14 protein-coding genes are annotated in these 15,948 nt (G+C 64.6%); 5 read left to right on the top strand and 9 right to left on the bottom strand.

Going from position 1 to position 15,948, the window contains the following annotated elements; genetic code table 11:
• Positions 1 to 7: 7 nt before the first annotated feature.
• On the top strand, positions 8 to 1,366 hold the full coding sequence (locus ACIPUD_RS18710; RefSeq protein ID WP_085361707.1) for a caspase family protein: 1,359 nt from the start codon (positions 8 to 10) through the stop codon (positions 1,364 to 1,366).
• Between the two features lie 18 nt (positions 1,367 to 1,384).
• Here ACIPUD_RS18710 and ACIPUD_RS18705 read toward each other — a convergent pair whose 3' ends face one another.
• The 7 genes from ACIPUD_RS18705 to ACIPUD_RS18675 all read right to left on the bottom strand — a co-directional run bounded on the left by ACIPUD_RS18705 (position 1,385) and on the right by ACIPUD_RS18675 (position 8,318).
• Positions 1,385 to 2,821: an NAD-dependent succinate-semialdehyde dehydrogenase gene (locus ACIPUD_RS18705; RefSeq protein ID WP_247297326.1), complete on the bottom strand. Its 1,437-nt coding sequence runs from the start codon at positions 2,819 to 2,821 to the stop codon at positions 1,385 to 1,387.
• Positions 2,822 to 2,851: 30 nt separating this feature from the next.
• The gene (locus ACIPUD_RS18700) at positions 2,852 to 3,511 is read right to left on the bottom strand and encodes an ATP-binding cassette domain-containing protein (protein ID WP_204511621.1); all 660 of its coding nucleotides are present in this window, start codon (positions 3,509 to 3,511) and stop codon (positions 2,852 to 2,854) included.
• Positions 3,512 to 4,213, bottom strand: a complete 702-nt coding sequence (locus ACIPUD_RS18695; RefSeq protein WP_018455615.1) for an ABC transporter ATP-binding protein — start codon at positions 4,211 to 4,213, stop codon at positions 3,512 to 3,514. It abuts the gene before it with no gap.
• Positions 4,210 to 4,953 carry an ABC transporter ATP-binding protein gene (locus ACIPUD_RS18690; RefSeq protein WP_446481300.1) on the bottom strand — a complete coding sequence of 248 codons (744 nt, stop codon included), beginning with the start codon at positions 4,951 to 4,953 and terminating at the stop codon, positions 4,210 to 4,212. The genes ACIPUD_RS18695 and ACIPUD_RS18690 overlap by 4 nt, the downstream gene beginning before the upstream one ends.
• Positions 4,950 to 5,993 (bottom strand): branched-chain amino acid ABC transporter permease, encoded by a 1,044-nt coding sequence (locus tag ACIPUD_RS18685; RefSeq protein WP_446481299.1) that lies wholly within the window; start codon positions 5,991 to 5,993, stop codon positions 4,950 to 4,952. Before ACIPUD_RS18685 ends, ACIPUD_RS18690 begins: the two co-directional genes overlap by 4 nt.
• A 5-nt stretch (positions 5,994 to 5,998) precedes the next feature.
• The gene (locus tag ACIPUD_RS18680; protein ID WP_377789210.1) at positions 5,999 to 6,919 is read right to left on the bottom strand and encodes a branched-chain amino acid ABC transporter permease; all 921 of its coding nucleotides are present in this window, start codon (positions 6,917 to 6,919) and stop codon (positions 5,999 to 6,001) included.
• 106 nt (positions 6,920 to 7,025) lie between these two features.
• Positions 7,026 to 8,318, bottom strand: a complete 1,293-nt coding sequence (locus tag ACIPUD_RS18675; RefSeq protein ID WP_446481298.1) for an ABC transporter substrate-binding protein — start codon at positions 8,316 to 8,318, stop codon at positions 7,026 to 7,028.
• A gap of 135 nt (positions 8,319 to 8,453) precedes the next feature.
• Here ACIPUD_RS18675 and ACIPUD_RS18670 point away from each other — a divergent pair, with 135 nt between their 5' ends.
• Both ACIPUD_RS18670 and ACIPUD_RS18665 read left to right on the top strand, forming a co-directional pair.
• Positions 8,454 to 9,287, top strand: a complete 834-nt coding sequence (locus tag ACIPUD_RS18670) for a MurR/RpiR family transcriptional regulator (protein ID WP_018455610.1) — start codon at positions 8,454 to 8,456, stop codon at positions 9,285 to 9,287.
• A gap of 22 nt (positions 9,288 to 9,309) precedes the next feature.
• On the top strand, positions 9,310 to 10,134 hold the full coding sequence (locus ACIPUD_RS18665) for an SDR family NAD(P)-dependent oxidoreductase (protein WP_018455609.1): 825 nt from the start codon (positions 9,310 to 9,312) through the stop codon (positions 10,132 to 10,134).
• Between the two features lie 73 nt (positions 10,135 to 10,207).
• Here ACIPUD_RS18665 and ACIPUD_RS18660 read toward each other — a convergent pair whose 3' ends face one another.
• A complete protein-coding gene (locus ACIPUD_RS18660) occupies positions 10,208 to 11,281 on the bottom strand; it encodes a DUF2778 domain-containing protein (RefSeq protein WP_018455608.1) in 1,074 nt (357 codons plus the stop codon).
• 646 nt (positions 11,282 to 11,927) lie between these two features.
• On the opposite strand from ACIPUD_RS18660, the gene ACIPUD_RS18655 reads away from it, so the two are divergent.
• Both ACIPUD_RS18655 and ACIPUD_RS18650 read left to right on the top strand, forming a co-directional pair.
• Positions 11,928 to 12,452 (top strand): FecR domain-containing protein, encoded by a 525-nt coding sequence (locus ACIPUD_RS18655; protein ID WP_026232987.1) that lies wholly within the window; start codon positions 11,928 to 11,930, stop codon positions 12,450 to 12,452.
• Positions 12,453 to 12,527: 75 nt separating this feature from the next.
• The gene (locus tag ACIPUD_RS18650; RefSeq protein WP_247297313.1) at positions 12,528 to 14,417 is read left to right on the top strand and encodes a CHASE2 domain-containing protein; all 1,890 of its coding nucleotides are present in this window, start codon (positions 12,528 to 12,530) and stop codon (positions 14,415 to 14,417) included.
• A 25-nt stretch (positions 14,418 to 14,442) separates the two neighbouring features.
• On the opposite strand, the gene ACIPUD_RS18645 is transcribed toward ACIPUD_RS18650, so the two are convergent.
• A complete protein-coding gene (locus ACIPUD_RS18645; RefSeq protein ID WP_204511628.1) occupies positions 14,443 to 15,945 on the bottom strand; it encodes a glycosyltransferase family 39 protein in 1,503 nt (500 codons plus the stop codon).
• Between the last annotated feature and the right edge of the window lie 3 nt (positions 15,946 to 15,948).

The following is a 15,948-nucleotide window of genomic DNA, read 5'->3' as shown; positions in this document are numbered from 1 at the left end:
GGCATTCATGCGTGCTCTTTCCAGATTTTGCCCGGCCGGACTTTGCCTTGCCCTCCTGGTCTGCTGGCTTTCCGTTGCGCCGGCATCGGCGGAAACCCGCGTCGCCCTGGTGATCGGCAATGGCGCCTATGCCAGTACGGCGCAGCTTCCCAACCCGTCGCACGATGCCGAAGACGTCGCCGCCTCGCTCAAGCGCAGCGGCTTCGAGGTGCTCCAGGGCATCGACCTGCGCCAAGCTGACATGCAGGACCTCACCATCCGCTTCGCGCGCGCCGCGAGCAAAGCCGACGTCGCCATGTTCTACTACAGCGGCCATGCGATGCAGTACAACGGCGTGAACTATCTGATGCCTGTCGATGCCGTGCTGAGCGACGAAGCCGACCTGAAGCGCTTCCTGCGGGTGGACGACATCGTGAACGACCTGCAGCAGGCCAAGAACCTGCGCATCCTCATCCTCGATTCCTGCCGCGACAATCCGCTGGCCGAAACCTTGAAACGCTCCGCCGGCATGACGCGCGGCGCCTCGATCGGGCGGGGCCTGTCGAAAGTCGAAGCACCGCGCGGCACGATCGTGTCGTTCTCAACCCAGTCCGGGCAGACGGCGGCCGATGGCAGCGGCCGCAACAGCCCCTATACGACGGCGTTCCTGAAGCACATCGAGGAGCCGCAGGAGATCGGCGAAGTCTTTCGCGACATCAGCAGCGACGTCTACGATTCCAGCGGCAAGACCCAACTCCCGGAGCTGTCGCTGTCGATCATCGGCAAGTTCTACCTGAACGGACCGGTGTCGGTCACGGTGGCGCCGGCGGCGCCACAAGCCGCGCCCCGGGCTGACCCTTGCGCAGCAGCAGAAGCACACTGGAAGGCTGCCGACGGCATCGGCACGCTGGGCGCTTTCGAGGATCACCTCGCGAGATTCCCGAATTGCATCTTCGCCACGCTCGCCAAAGCTCGGATCGAGGGGCTGAAGCAGAAGGTGGCGCTCGCGCCGTCAGGCAACGGCCGGAGCGGCGGAAGCAAGGATTTTGACGGCAGCTGGGACGTGACGTTGAACTGCTTGGCCACCGGCAAGGCGCAGGGCTTCACCAGACCTCTGGTCGCCACCGTCACGAACGGCGTGCTTCATGCCGAGGCGCAGGGTCCGGGCAACAACATCAACCGGCTCGAGATCGACGGCCAGATCCCGGCGGACGGCAAGACCACCTTGAGCGCGCGCGGCACGACGGGAGCGAGCGCGTACACGCTGAACAATCTCGCGCCCGGCTCGCCCTACGCCTTTACCGTCGATGCGCAGTTCGATCGCACCCGCGGCACCGGCAAGCGCAACGAGGCGCGGGCCTGCAATCTGGTTTTCGTCAAACGCTAGCTGCGCATCCCCGGCCGGTCACACGCCCGTCTGGCTGATGAACTTGGTGTTGAAATAACCCTCCATCGCCTCGGTGCCGCCCTCCGAGCCGTAGCCGGAATCCTTGATGCCGCCGAACGGCACTTCGGGCAGCGCCAGACCAAAACTGTTGATCGACATCATGCCGGCTTCGACGGCCGAACCGATCGCGGCCGCCGTCTTGGTCGAGCTTGTGAAGGCGTAGGACGCCAGCCCGAACGGCAAGCGGTTGGCCTCCTCGACAACTTCGTCGAAGGATGAGAAGCGCGAAATCAGCGCGAGCGGGCCGAACGGCTCCTCGTTCATGGCGCGCGCATCCTTCGGCACGTCGCTCACTACGGTCGGCTCGAAGAAATGGCCCTTGTTGCCGACGCGTTTACCGCCGGTCTCGAGCTTTGCACCCTTGCCGACGGCATCCTGCACCATGCCCTCAATGGCGGTGACGCGGCGCGGATTGGCGAGCGAGCCCATTTTGGAGTCGGGATCGAGGCCGTTGCCGACCTTGAACGACTTGGCGCTGTCGACAAATGTGTCGACGAATTCACGGAACACGTCATCCTGGACCAGCATCCGCGTCGGCGAGATGCAAACCTGCCCGGCATTGCGATATTTTGCCGCCGCCAGAATTTTCGCGGCCGATGCGACGTCGGCGTCCTTGAAAACGATCGCCGGCGCATGACCGCCGAGCTCCATGGTGGCACGCTTCATGTGCAGGCCCGCGAGCGCATTGAGCTGCTTGCCGACATGGGTCGAGCCCGTGAACGAGATCTTGCGGATCACCGGATGCGGAATGAGATATTCCGAGATCTCCGAGGGAATACCGTATACAAGGTTGATGACGCCATCGGGCACGCCAGCGTCCGCAAACGCGCGGATCAGCTGTGCGGGCGAGGCCGGCGTCTCCTCCGGGGCCTTGACGATGATCGAGCAGCCGGCGCCGAGTGCGGCGGAGAGCTTGCGCACGACCTGATTGATCGGAAAGTTCCAGGGCGTGAACGCCGCAACCGGGCCGACCGGCTCCTTGATCGCGAGCTGGTAGATGCCCGGCCCACGCGCAGGGATCAGGCGGCCATAGGCGCGTTTGGCTTCCTCCGCAAACCACTCGATCACGTCGGCGGCAGCCATCGCCTCCATCTTGGCCTCGCCAAGAGTCTTGCCCTGTTCCATCGTGAGCAGCGGCGCAATCTCGTCATTGCGCTCGCGCATGATCGCGGCCGCCTTGCGCATGATGCGGCAGCGCTCGAAGGGAGCAACGTTTCGCCAGATCTTGGACCCGGCGCTGGCTGCGGCGAGTGCCTCGTCGAGGTCGGACCGTCCGGCATGGGCGACCGTGCCGATCACCTCTTCAGTCGCGGGATTGCGGACCTCGATCACCTTGCCCGAATGGGCCGGTCGCCATTTGCCGCCAATGAAAAGCTGGGTGTTCGAATAGGCCAACGGATTCTCCTGTGGTCGCTTTTTTCTGCGTTAGGTCGGGATGGGAATAGCTCGGTGACAAATCGCGTCCGCCGCCTTTGTCATCTCCGGCCCCAGATAGGAGCGGAAGCGTGGCTCGGCGACCAGAGCGCCGAAATCGGCCATGCGTGTCACCCCACCGCCGGCCACAAAGAGGAATCGCCCGGCGATCTCGGCAAGGATGTCGAGGTGCCAGGCCGCCGTCGGATGCATGCAGAGAACGACCAGCCGCCCCTCGTCGCGCAGCTTGCGGAAGAAATCGAGCATGAAGCCGATATAGCCATCCTGCAGGTTGAACTGCGGTTCGTCGAACAGGTGAACCAGCGGCGTCCGGGTTGGCGACGGCGCCAGGAAGGCGGACGGAATGCGCTTCCGGAAGCGCCTAACCTGATAGGATTGGTGATAGTGGATCGCGAGCCGGTCGCGCTCGCGATATTTGACACCATGGATATCGGTGCCCGCGACCAGCACGCGCCCGGAGGTCGGGGCGTTCGAGCCCGTCATCATCTCGAACAAGGTCGTCTTGCCGGCGCCATTCGGGCCGACGACACCAACGATATCAGGTTCGTCCAGCGACAGGTTTGCCTGTAGCGTGAATGTCGGTCGGCGGATCACGCGGCCCCGTGTATAGACCTTTCGAACGTCGTCGAGAACGAGCAGCGGTGCGGCCACTTATTGTACTCCCAGCAAGCACTGACGAAGCCCGCGGTCATCGCGCAAGGCCGCGGCCTCCCCGGTCCAGACGATCCGGCCGCGATCGATCACCGCGGCATGGTCTGCGACCGCCAGCGCGATCTCGGCGTTCTGCTCCACGACCAGCGAGGCAATGCCCTCGTCCTTCATGCGCAAGATCGTCGCGAGCACGTCGCCGACGATTTTCGGCGCCAGTCCCTGGCTCGGCTCGTCGAACAGCACCAGTCCCGGCGAGCCGACCAGCGCGCGGGCGATCGCCACCATCTGCATTTCGCCGCCCGACAGGTTTTCGCAGTCGCGCTCCATGAGATATTCGAGCGGTGAGAAGATCGCAGCGGCCTCCTTGACGCTCCAGTGGCGAAAGCGCGTGCGCTTTTGCGCGATCGACAGGTTGCGCGCAACCGTCAATGTCGGACACAGCCGGCGGTCGTCGGGTACCCAGCCGATGCCGGCGCGCGCAATCTCGTGGGTCGGATCGCGCGTGACGTCGTGACCGTCGAAACAAACGGAGCCGCGGCGCGGACGCGTCAGTCCGAGAATCGAGCGGAGCATCGTCGTCTTGCCGGCGCCGTTAGGGCCGAGCAGCGCAAACACCTTGGCGTGCTCGATGGCAAGCGAGGCGCCGAACAGCGCCTGGGTCTCACCGTAAAAGGTATCGACCGCGTCCACTTCGAGGATCATGCGAACTTCCCGAGATTGGAGCGCCGCACCCATTCGTTCTGCTGCAGTTCATGTGGCGTTCCGCGCGCCACCACCTGGCCCCAATGGATGACCGAGATCCGGTCAGCCAACGAGAACAGGAACTCCATATCGTGCTCGATGGCGACGATGGTCAGCCGCCCCTTCAGGCGAGCAATCAGGGCTGCGAGCCGCTGCACCCCGTCGGAGCCGAGGCCGGAGGTCGGCTCGTCCAGGCACAACACCCGGGGCGCCTGCGCCAGGGCGACCGCGATCTCCAGCGCGCGCCGGTCGCCATAGGACAGGTCCTTGGCGCGGATGCCGCCCTTGTCGGCAAGCCCGACCGCCGCCAGCGCTTCAGAGGCCTTCGCGGCAAACCGGCTGTCGCCCGCCGCTGCGCGCGCGATATCGTGGCCACGGGCGCGAAACTCGGGCAAGCCCATCATGACGTTGTCACGCGCGGAGAATTCGTCGAACAGCGTCATGATCTGAAACGAGCGGGCGATGCCCTTGGCGGCGATGCGGTGCGGGCTGAGGCCCGTGACATCCTCGCCGCCGAGCAGGACTCGGCCACGGTTCGGTTTCACCCGGCCGGTAAGCACATTGAAGAATGTGGTTTTGCCGGCACCGTTCGGACCCATCACGCCGTGAAACTCGCCCTCCGCGACCGCGAGATCGACGCTCTCCAGCACGACGCGGTCGCCGAAGCGGACATGAACGGCCGCGGCTTCGATCATGTTCATCGCCCGCTCCCGAACAGCAGCCGCATCGCCGAGGTACCGCGCTGCCGTAAGGCGCCGAGTGAGTGCTGCTGCACGGCAGCGGATATCGCGCCGGCAATGCCTTCGGGGCGAAACAGCACGATGGCGATGAAGAGCAGACCAAAATAGAGCATCCAGGCATTGGTCAGCGCACCGATCACGTCTCGGGCGGTGAGGAAGAGAAATACGCCAATCACCGGACCCCAGAAGCTGACGAGGCCACCGCCGACGAGCGTCATCATCACGACGTAGCCGGATTGATGCAGGCTCATGACGTCGGGGAATGCGGCGAGCTGCGCCATGGCGAACAATCCGCCGGCAAACCCCGAGACGGCGGCCGACAGCGCAAAGATCGCGGCTTTGTAGAGCCACACATTATAGCCGAGATGGCTCGCGCGAACTTCGCTCTGCCTGATCGCAGCGACCACGCGGCCATAGGGCGAGTGCACCAGCCTCCACAATGCGGCGGTGCCGACCGCAAAGACGGCGAGCACGAAATAGTAGAACGCGACATTGTCGTTGAGATCGAACGACACAAGCCCGAAATCGGCCGGCAACCGTTTGATCTTGAGAAGGCCGTCTTCACCGCCGGTGATCCGGTGCGATTTTATCGCCAACGTCCAGAAGATCTGGCCGAAGGCAATCGTCATGAAGGCATAATAGATGCCGCGCCTGTGCGAGATGAACAGCGCCACCAGCACGCCGGCGAGACCTGCCGCCGCGGCCGCGGCAATCAGGCATATCCAGAGATTGGCGACGATGTCGAACTGACAGAGACCGAACGCGTAGGCGCCGATGCCGAAATAGGCACCATGACCGAACGACGGAAGTCCGGCGGTGCCCAGCACCAGGTTGAATGCGAGCGCATAGAGCGACCAGATCAGGATCTCGATCCCGAGATAGGGATAGAGCCCGATCCGCGTGATCCAGAGCGGCACCGTTGCAAGCACGAGCCAGAGCACCAGCATCGTCGGCGTCACGAGGCGCGCAGCGTCCGGTGAAGATTTTGGTCCCACAATCATTCCCTTTAGGCCTCGAGCACGCTTTTTTTGCCCCAGAGGCCGCGCGCGCGGAACGTCACGACGGCCACGAGCAAGATGTACATCGACAACAGCGACCATTCGGACGCGTAGGCGCCGGCAAGGCCGACACATAGTCCGACCAAAAGACCCGCCACGACCGCACCCCAAAAGCTGCCGACGCCCCCGAGCACGATCACCAGGAACGCAGGAATGACCGCATCGACGCCCATATGCGGGCGAATGCCCCAGATCGGCGCGACGATGATGCCCGCGATCGCGGCCAGCATCGTGCCGAACACGAAGACCAGCATCCGCAACCGCGACAGGTTGATGCCGAGCGCGCGAACGATCTCGCTGTCATGCGCGCCGGCCTTGACCGTCGCACCGAACGAGGTCTTTTCGATCAACAGCCAGACCAGGCCGATGACCCCGGCCGCGATGCCCGCTGCGTAGAAGCGATAGGTCGACCAGATCAGGTCGCCGAACAGGAAGCCGCCGTTGATGGCGGACGGCACCTGCAGCACGTAGTCGCGCGTGCCCCACACCAGGCGGATCATCTCTTCGATCACCATCGCGGCGCCGAAGGTCAGGAGCAGCCCGTAGAGCGGATCCTTGCCGTAAGTGCGCCGCATGCAGAGCTCGATCAGCATGCCGACCAGACTCACGGTCACGGGAGCAATGATCAACGTCGCCGCATAGCGCCAGCCGAGCGGCAGCGCGAGCCACGCTTTCGCAAGCTCCATCGGCAATGGAGGGCGCGGCCCCGTGAGCTGCATGGCGACATAAGCCCCGAGCGCGAACAGGGAGCCGTGCGCGAGGTTGATCTGCTCCATCAGCCCGACGATGAGCATGAAGCCGAGTGCGATCAGCGCGAACAACAGGCCGAGCGTCAGGCCGTTGAGGAGATGCGGAAGAAGGTCGAACAAGGTTTTTGGCTCTCGCAACTGGCATGTGTCATCCGGGACGCTGACGGTCCCGGAGGCGCGGCGCGCGAGATGCGCGCCGCTCGTTCTGCGACGTGACGCGCCGTCTCTAGGAGTCGACGGTCGGCACCTGCTCGTAGGGGGTGAGCTTGCACTTGCCGGGTGCCGCATCGTCGGCGGCCGATTTCGGCTCCGTCCAGCTGATGATGTCGAACAGATCGGTATTGTCGACCGGCTTGGCGTTGCGCCGCGCCAGATAGATCGTCTGCTGCATCTGGTGCGTCATCGGATCCATGTAGGCGTCGAAATGCTGCATGCGATCGGTCGCCGAGACCTTCAGGTTCTCGAGCTCCTTGATGATCTTGACGTTGTTGGTCGACCCTGCCCGCTCGATTGCACGCAGCAGTTCGCGCGTGGACATGTAGCCGTTGTAGGAGACGTTGCCCGGCACCGGGATCGGGCCGTCCTTGTTGGCGGCCTGCCACTTCTTGACGAATTCGGCGACACCTGGCAGCGGCAGCTTGTGATACCAGGTGGTGCCGAACACGCCGAACAGGCTGTCGGGCGCGCCCCACACATCGGGCCAGTCCTGCTGGTTGTTGATCCAGGCCGGCTTGCCGTCGAGCTTGAGCTGCGCCACCTGCTCGCGCAATGCCTTGATATCGTCGCCGCCAACGGCGGTCGCCACAACATCGGGCTTGGCCTGCTGGATCTTCAGCAGATAGGCAGTAAAGTCGCGCGTGTTCTGCGGCACCAGCAGATTGTCGAGGATCTTGCCACCGGCGCTCTCGACCTGCGTCCTGGTCGCGGCAGACGTCGTGTGACCCCAGACATAGTCGTTGGTCAGCAGCATCCAGTTCTTGCCGATGGAGTCCACCGCGTTCTTGACCGACGCCTTGGAAAAATTGGTGCCGTTGCCGTCCCATACGAATTTCACGCGCGAGCAGTTCTCCCCGGCTTCGCTGGGCGCGGAGGAATTGGTGTTCATGTAGATCACACCATATTTGCTGGCGACCTGTGTGATGGCGTTGGCGACGCCCGAATGCAGCGCGCCGATCAGGATGGTGCAGTCCTCGCGAGTGATGAAACGTTCCGCGACGCGGCTGCCCGTAGCTGGCGTCGTCTCGGTGTCCGCCGTGATGAAAGTGACCTGGCGCCCAAGTACGCCACCTTTGGCGTTGATCTCGTCGATCGCCATCTTGATGCCGCGGAAATCATCCTGGCCGCTGTTGCCGTATTGACCGCTGGCATCGCACGTCAGGCCCAGCTTGATCGGTTTCGCGCCTTGCGCCCAGGCATGATTCTGCCTCCACGGCCCAAAGAAGCTGCCGGCGCCGCCGATGACGCTCGCCATCAAGCTGCCCTTCAGAACGCTTCGCCGTGAGATCTGACGCCCTCTCATCGTGTCCTCCCGTTTCCGAAGTCTTTTGCTTCTTGTGGGATTAGAATATTCATTCCATATATTATGTAAAGTAGAATATTTGATCCAAATGGTGAAATGCCGTTAAACAGGCGACCGATCCGGAGATCCGACTCGATGAACAAGGCGGCTGGCGCCATGACTTATGACGAACTGCGCGGCGCGATTGCGCAGCGGCACCGGGCACTGTCCGGCCGGCTGCAGCAGATCGCGGAGTTCGTGCTCGATCACCCGACCGATGTCGCACTCGGCACCGTGGCCGAGGTGGCGCAGCGCTCAGGGGTGCCGCCGTCGGCGATCGTTCGCTTCGCGCATGCGCTCGGGTTCGGCGGCTTCACCGAGATGCAGCAGGTGTTCCGCTCCCGTCTCGTCGCCGGCGTCGCGCCAAGCTACAAGGCGCGCCTCGCCCGCATGAAGAGCCAGGAGAAGTCAGTGCTCGGCCGCCAGCCGGCCGCGGTCTTGTCGCGTTTCGTGTCCGAAGCGCAATCATCGCTGGTCACGCTCAGCCAATCCGTCCATGCGCGCGAACTCGACGCCGCAACCGCGATCCTTGCCAAGGCACGTGACATCTATCTGCTCGGCCTGGGCGGCTCGTTCCCGGTTGCGATCCACCTCGCGTACGTGCTGCGCAAGCTCGGACGGCGCGTCGTCCTGCTCGACGGCCTTGGCGGCAGCATCCACGAGCAGTCGCACGCGGCGACATCAGACGACGCGCTGGTCGCGATCAGCTTCCGAAATTACTATCCGGATACGGCGCGCTTGTTTCCTGAACTCGTCGCGCGGGGCGTGCCCACGATTTCCATCACCGACAGCCTTTTGAGCCCGATCGTCGAGGGCGCGAGCGTCGTGTTCGAGATCCAGGACATGCCTGAGCCCGCGCTGCGTACGCTTGTCGCACCGATGTGCCTCGTGCAGGCGTTGGCGATCGGCCTCGACCTCGCCGCAGACTGACATTCACAACAGGAACAAGATCATGACATCGCATGACACCAACAAGCTTCTGGCAGGCAAAGTTGCACTGGTGACCGGCGCGGGACGCGGGCTCGGCCGCGCTTTTGCAGAGAAGCTTGCCGCGCTCGGCGCTGACGTCGCTATCCACGGCATGCGCGAGAACGGGCCGGCCGAGTATGGCGAGGGCACCACCCTCACCGCGGTCGCCGTCGAGATCGGCCGCGAATTCGGCGTTCGCAGCCAGCGCGTGCTCGGCGATCTCACCAAGGGCGAGGACATCGCACGCGTCATCGCGGAGACCGAAGCGGCACTCGGCCCGATCGACATTCTCGTGCACAATGCCGGGGGCGATATCGCGGCCGGCGGCGGCAAGCCCGATCCGAACGATGCGGTGAATATCAAGGAGGCCGACGTGCGCGCGGTGCTGGAGCGCAATCTGCTCTCCACCATCCTGACATGCCAGGCGGTCGCGCGCGGCATGATGGAGCGCCGACGCGGCCGCATCGTGACGCTTGGCTCCGTCGCCGCTTTCAAGGGACGTACCCAAGGCTCGATCTATGCGGTCTCGAAGGCCGGCGTGACCCATTACACGCGATGCCTGGCCGACCAGCTCCGCCCCTACGACGTCGCCGTCAACTGCATCGCGCCCGGAGATACCCGCACCGGCCGCTTCCTCGGAACGCGTGCAGTCGACCCCGACAGAATGGTCGAGACCGGCACGCTCGACCGGATCGCAACCGTCGACGAGGTCGCGCGCGTTGTCGAATTCTTCGCAGGGCCCATGGGCGCCTTCGTTTCCGGTCAGGTGCTGCGGATCGACGGCGGCGGGCAGTGCTGGCCGGGCTAAAACGCACGCGCGAAGCGAAACAGAAAAGGGCCGCTGCAAGCGGCCCTTTTGCGTGATCTCGAATTGACTGAGCCTAGTCCACGCGCGCCAGCACCGCGAGCTTGCGGATGCCCTTGTTGCGGTAGGCGTCGAGGAACGCGTAATAATCCTTGAACGACACGCAGCCGTTGGAATCGCCGTTGGGCCCGAGCATGAAGGTATGCGCGAGCAGGCCGTCGCGGCCGTAGATCGCGCTCTCACCGCCAATCGGGGTCAGGCGCAGCGCAGGCACGCCGTGAAACAGCGCCTCGCGCGGTTTCAGCGTGTAGATATGCGGCGGCGTCACACCGCGCATGCGGACGCGCGAGGAGCGCGGGTCGTCGAGGTTGGAACCGAGGCCGGAATGCGCCTCGAGCTTGGTGCCGTCGGGCAAGTAAACCGTTTTAGCGGAGATGTCGTAGACCGCGGTGTCACGCTCATAGGGCGCCGAACCGCCGAGCATGGGGTTCTGCTCCCTCGGCGCGATGGAGGCGGTCACGCTGGCGTCGGCCGAGGCATAGGCGAGCAGCCCACCGGACGGCTCGCGCTTGCCCCAGAGCTTTTCCACCATCGACTGGCGCGGTCCGGTAATCGACATCACCGCAGCCTTGGCGCGATCGGCAATCGATTTTGGCTTCGCCTCAGGCGCCGGCACGATCTCGGCCGGATCTGCCGAGGCAAGCTGCAGCGGCGCGTCAGCGCCGCGCTTGGACTTCGCAGCGTCAGCGATCTTGGCGGGACCTGGCTTCAGGACTTCCGCGACCCTCGCGATCACGCTCGGCTTCGGCGCGTCCTTGGCTTCGGCGACCTTGGTTGCGGGCGCGGCGCTGGCCGCATTCGATGTCACGCCTTGGGTCGCAGCCGCGGCAAAGCGATCGTTGAACATCTCGCGCGAGATCGGCGCGGCCACCTGCAAGCGGTCGGGCAAGAGCGCAAAGGCGTCCTTGACGGCCTCACCGGCCTCGCGCAGCGCGACCCTGGGCGCCCGCTTGATCACGGGCTCGTCGTAGCCGCTGCTGCCGACGGTCGGATAGACGCTGGCGGCAAAGATGTTGCTGTAGATGGTCCAGCCGGCGCCAAGCACGACGCAGCCGATCACGGCGGCGCCAAGCACGTTTTGGGTGGTCATTTTCCGGGAAGGCTTCCGATAGGAATTGCTCGAGAATCCTTTGGACTTTCGTGCCGCGATGCCTTGCGCAGCGATACTCGTACTCATTCGCCTTGCGTCCAGAACGGTGTCACTCGGTCCCCCTTCGAAGCGCCGCTGGTCACGATCCGGGAACAGCATCTCGCAGAGGGTCGGAGCGTCATTAAGGCCACTTTTAGTTAAATGCGGATTAAGTTCGGGCGGATGTGAGGCAACCCGTTCGGGTGTCCCATTTCGAGAAAAAAGCCCGCAGAACTACGGACTTAAGGGCGTCTGTTAACTATAATTCTCGGCGGGATTGGCGTTGCCGGCGACCGTCTCCGGCCGCATCTCTAAGGCCATCCAACCAAGTCGTTTTCGTGGTGTTCAATACCCGGAAGATAGCGGGGAAGCGTTGCGCGAGGCTGGTGCGCAAGCACCCTCTGCTCCGCAGCCGCAGCGCGGTTGTCAGCAGCTACACCGCGCACGCGAGCAGGTGCCCTGACCGAAAGTTGATCGCACCGCACTGGAAAAGGCCGCAGCGAGAAAATAGCTACGGCAACCGGCACTTTTCAGCAGCCTCTGCGTGTGATACGGTACCGTATCAAGATCGCCTTGAACTGTGCCGAGCACGCAAACGGAGGCTGGCATGAGAGAGTTCGTGCGCGCAGGGTTTTTCGCTCTGGCGGGGTCGTTTCTGTTGATCGGACACGCGATTGCCCAGCCTGCCGCCAATGTGGGCTGCACGGCGACGCCATCTGCTGCCGGTACGCAGACCTGGCGCTGCGACAACGGAATCACGATCGTTGCCGAAAGCGGTGCCAGATTTGAACTTAAGGACGCTAACCGCGACGGACATATAGACTCGGTGGAGTTGAGCAGCAAAGCGCTGCTGGTCGAGGTGCCCAAGAAGCCCGGCGGCAATCCCTTCAAGGTGCTGACGCCGCAGGCGATCGCCGCGGTGCGCGGCACGAAATGGGCGGTCGATGTCGCAGAGGCCAAGACCTCCGTCTTCGTGGCTGACGGCCGTGTCGGCGTGAGCCGCAGGAATGGTGGGCGCAGCGTGGTATTAGACCGTGGCCAAGGCGTCGACGTGGAAGCCACAGGCCCGTTGACGGTCAAGACATGGGGCCAGCCGCGCGTCGACGCGTTGATGGCAAGACTTGGTCAGTAAGACTTGGCCAATGGTTCGGGTCACCTGGGCGCGGCGAACAGCATTTGGACGATAGAGAAATTGCAACACGACCACATGAGTAGCCGACGCGTTCAGATCCTGGTGGCACTCGTCCTCACCGCACTGTGGGGCGCGGGCATCTATGCCGGTCACGCCAACGGTCATCTGCGGTTTCTCGATCGCCTCGAGGCGACGCTGACGGATTGGCGGACGCAGGTCCGCGGCGTGCGGGTTCCGCCCGATCTCGTCACCATCGTCGCGATCGACGACACCGTCGTGAAGCGCGGCGGCAGCTATCCGCTGCCGCGCGCCGATCTCGCCCGCGTCGTCGACACCATCGTGCAGTTCAAGCCGAAGGTCGTCGCGATCGACCTGCTGCTGGTCGATCGCAGCGCTGCGATCGGCGACGCTACGCTGGCAAATACGCTGGCTACGGGTCCCATCGTCCTTGCCGCCGCAGCGATCTTCCCGTCCGCCAGCGAGACCGTGGAGACCAGCGGCCAAGGCCCCCTCGCCGCGCTGCCGCAGGCCGAGCGCTTCCTGCTGCCCTTGCCGGCGTTCGCCGATCATGCCGAGGTCGGCGTCGTCAATGTTGCGACCGGACAATCGGGCTCGCCGCTCTCGGTGCCGATGCTGTTCCGGACGAGCGACAAGGTCGAGCTGTCCTTTCCGTTGCGGGTCGCGGCGCGCGCGCTCGACAAGTCGCTGACGATCGCGCCGGACCATCTGATGCTCGGCGACCGCGCGGTGCCCACCGATGCCGACTTCGCGCTACCGATCACCTATTACGGCCCGCGCCGGACCATCCGCACCGTCAGCGCACAGAGCATCTTCGACGGCACGTTAAGTCGCGCGGCGATCGAGAACCGGATCGTCGTGATCGGGGCCTCGGTCGCCGGCGGCGGTGATTTTTACCCAACACCGTTCGATTCTCTAATGCCCGGCGTCGAAGTGGTCTCCACCGCGATCACCCATCTCGTCGCCGGGGACAGCATCGTGCGCGACCGCAAGGTCCACATCGCCGACGCGCTCATCGCGATCCTGCTGCCGGTGCTGCTGGTGGGCCTGCTCGCCTGGCGGCGCAGCGCGCTCGGCATCGTCGCCGCGGCCGCGGTGATGATCGCCTGGGCCGGGTTCAATCTGTTTGCGTTCACGCATGGCGTCTGGTTGAACGCCGCGAGCACGCTCGCCGCGGCAGTGCCGCCGGTTGCGGTCTTTGCCGGCGTGCAATTGTGGGCGGGAGGCCGCCGCACGCAATATTTTGCCGCCAAGAGCCGGTCGCTCGCGCAATTCCAGGCGCCGGCCGTGCAGGAGTGGCTGGCGCGGGATCCGAATTTCCTGTCAACACCCGTCCGGCAGGACGCAGCAATGGTCTTCATCGATCTCTCCGGCTTCACGGCGCTGAGCGAGCGGATCGATCCGGGTGAACTCCAGGACATTCTGAAGGCGTTTCACGCGCTGATCGAGAAGACCGCGGTCGATTGCGGCGGCATGATCAGCGGCTTTCTCGGTGACGGCGCCATGATCCTGTTCGGCCTGCCCGGCGCGATGCCCGACGACGCCGCACGCGCGCTGAAATGCGCGATCGACCTGCACCGCGGCGTCGAGCGCTGGATCGCGTGGTTGCCGCCAGCGATCAGGGATCAGCTCGGCTTCAAGATCGGCGCGCATTTCGGCCCGATCGTCGCCTCCCGCCTCGGCGAAAGCCATCAGCACATCACGGCGACGGGCGACACCGTCAACGTCGCGAGCCGGTTGATGGAGGTCGCTGCTAAAAACGGCGCGCGTCTCGCGCTCAGCGATACGCTGCTGGATGCGGCCGATTTCCAGGGCGCTCCCCACGGCGTTCTGTCGGGCCCCCTGCTCACGCAGGTCCGCGGCCGCTCCGGCGTCGTGAGCGTCTGGTTCTGGCGCGACCAGGACAGGCCGAACCAGGCCTCGACCAAGGCCGAGATGATCAACTGAACTTTCGTCGTCGTTCCGAGGAGAGCTACCGCGCTTCCGGCGGCGGCGAGCGGTCCAGCACGTCGCCCTTGGCGCCTTCGAGCAGATCGATGCTGTAAGTCTCGATCACGAGCGGGCCGCGCTTGCGCTGCAATTGCGCGACCTGCGTCACCTTGGCAAAGAGATCGTGGACGGCGGGATGGCCGTCAGAGCGCAGCTCGTCGACATAGATCAGTTTGCCCGCAAGCAGCTTTGGATCCGGCTCGGGCATGTTGGCCCAGCGGATGCGCTGGTTTTGCTGCGCCACGCAGCTGCCGCGCGGCAGATAGAAGGCGAGCCAGCCCGTCGTGCCGTAGTCCGGGGCAAGCACGCAGGTCGCGCCATTGCGAGCTCGCACCGCTTCGATTTCGGCAGCGAGCTCGCGCCAGCCGACGCCGACGCTACGCACGGTCGCATCGCGGCGATAGCCGGACAGCCAGCCGGTATTGGCCTGCACGATCAGCGCGGCAAACATCACGATGCCGGTGGGTGCGGCCCAGCGCAGGCAGAAATCCACCAGGCGACGCTGCCGCGGCTTCCACTGCACCAGATTGGCGGCGGCGGCCGCCGCGATGACGAAAGGCGGATAGACCGGCGCGAACCAGTTGGCCTCGACGCGGGCATGCAGCGAATGCCAGACGAAATAGGCGACGATGGTCCAGAACATCGTCTCGATCAGCACGCGCGAGGCGAGTGCGCCGGCCCGGCGCCAGGTCAGCGCGTGCAGCCCCATCGCGCCGAGGATGAACACCAGCGGGGTTGCGAACGCGATCTGCGTCGGAATCAGCTCGGCGATGAAGACCGGACGAAAATCCTCGATCCTGGCGCGCCCGAGCTGCTTTGCGAACGAGACCCATTGATGATCGGCATTCCAGAGGATCACCGGCGAGAACAACGCGAGCGCAACGAAACCGCCCAGATACGGCCAGGGCGAGAGAAACCAGTGCCGCAGTTTCGGCACGGCAGCGATCCAGATCAGGATCGCCAGCCCGAAGAACATCGCGGTGTATTTGGACAGGAGCGCCGCACCGACGGCTGCGCCGACCGCGAGCCACCAGATGCCGCGGCCGCTCTCCAGCACCTTGGCGAGAAAGAACAGCACGAAGCTGGAGGCAACCAGAAGCGGCGCATCGGGCGTGACAATCAGCGTGCCGACCGAGGCCAGCAGCGTTACATTGAGCAGGATGGCGCTGGTCGCGGCCACCCGCGCGCCGCCGATCAGGATCGCGGCGGAGCGATAGACCGCATAGCTCATCGGCAGCGCGAGCAGGATCGAGACCACGCGAACGCCGAGTTCGGTGTCGCCCGCGATCAGGGTACCGGCGCGGATGACGTAGGCAACCATCGGCGGGTGGTCGTAATATCCCCCAGCGAGGTTCTGCGACCACATCCAGTAATAGGCTTCGTCGAAGGTGATCGGCGTGACGGCGGCTGCGACGAGCCGCAAGCCGACCAGCGCAAGGATCACCAGCGCGGTATTGCGGACGATCCGCGCATCAGCCCCGCCCATCGT

This window comes from Bradyrhizobium sp. CAR08, assembly GCF_052871955.1.
This window is presented reverse-complemented; position numbering and strand designations above follow the sequence as displayed.

Excerpts from the sequence above, each read along its gene's own strand:
- ACIPUD_RS18710 (WP_085361707.1), top strand. The coding sequence starts at position 8 with ATGCGTGCTCTTTCCAGATTTTGCCCGGCCGGACTTTGCCTTGCCCTC.
- ACIPUD_RS18695 (WP_018455615.1), bottom strand. The coding sequence starts at position 4,213 with ATGATCCTCGAAGTGGACGCGGTCGATACCTTTTACGGTGAGACCCAG.
- ACIPUD_RS18690 (WP_446481300.1), bottom strand. The coding sequence starts at position 4,953 with ATGAACATGATCGAAGCCGCGGCCGTTCATGTCCGCTTCGGCGACCGC.
- ACIPUD_RS18685 (WP_446481299.1), bottom strand. The coding sequence starts at position 5,993 with ATGATTGTGGGACCAAAATCTTCACCGGACGCTGCGCGCCTCGTGACG.
- ACIPUD_RS18675 (WP_446481298.1), bottom strand. The coding sequence starts at position 8,318 with ATGAGAGGGCGTCAGATCTCACGGCGAAGCGTTCTGAAGGGCAGCTTG.
- ACIPUD_RS18670 (WP_018455610.1), top strand. The coding sequence starts at position 8,454 with ATGAACAAGGCGGCTGGCGCCATGACTTATGACGAACTGCGCGGCGCG.
- ACIPUD_RS18665 (WP_018455609.1), top strand. The coding sequence starts at position 9,310 with ATGACATCGCATGACACCAACAAGCTTCTGGCAGGCAAAGTTGCACTG.
- ACIPUD_RS18660 (WP_018455608.1), bottom strand. The coding sequence starts at position 11,281 with ATGACCACCCAAAACGTGCTTGGCGCCGCCGTGATCGGCTGCGTCGTG.
- ACIPUD_RS18655 (WP_026232987.1), top strand. The coding sequence starts at position 11,928 with ATGAGAGAGTTCGTGCGCGCAGGGTTTTTCGCTCTGGCGGGGTCGTTT.
- ACIPUD_RS18650 (WP_247297313.1), top strand. The coding sequence starts at position 12,528 with ATGAGTAGCCGACGCGTTCAGATCCTGGTGGCACTCGTCCTCACCGCA.
- ACIPUD_RS18645 (WP_204511628.1), bottom strand. The coding sequence starts at position 15,945 with ATGGGCGGGGCTGATGCGCGGATCGTCCGCAATACCGCGCTGGTGATC.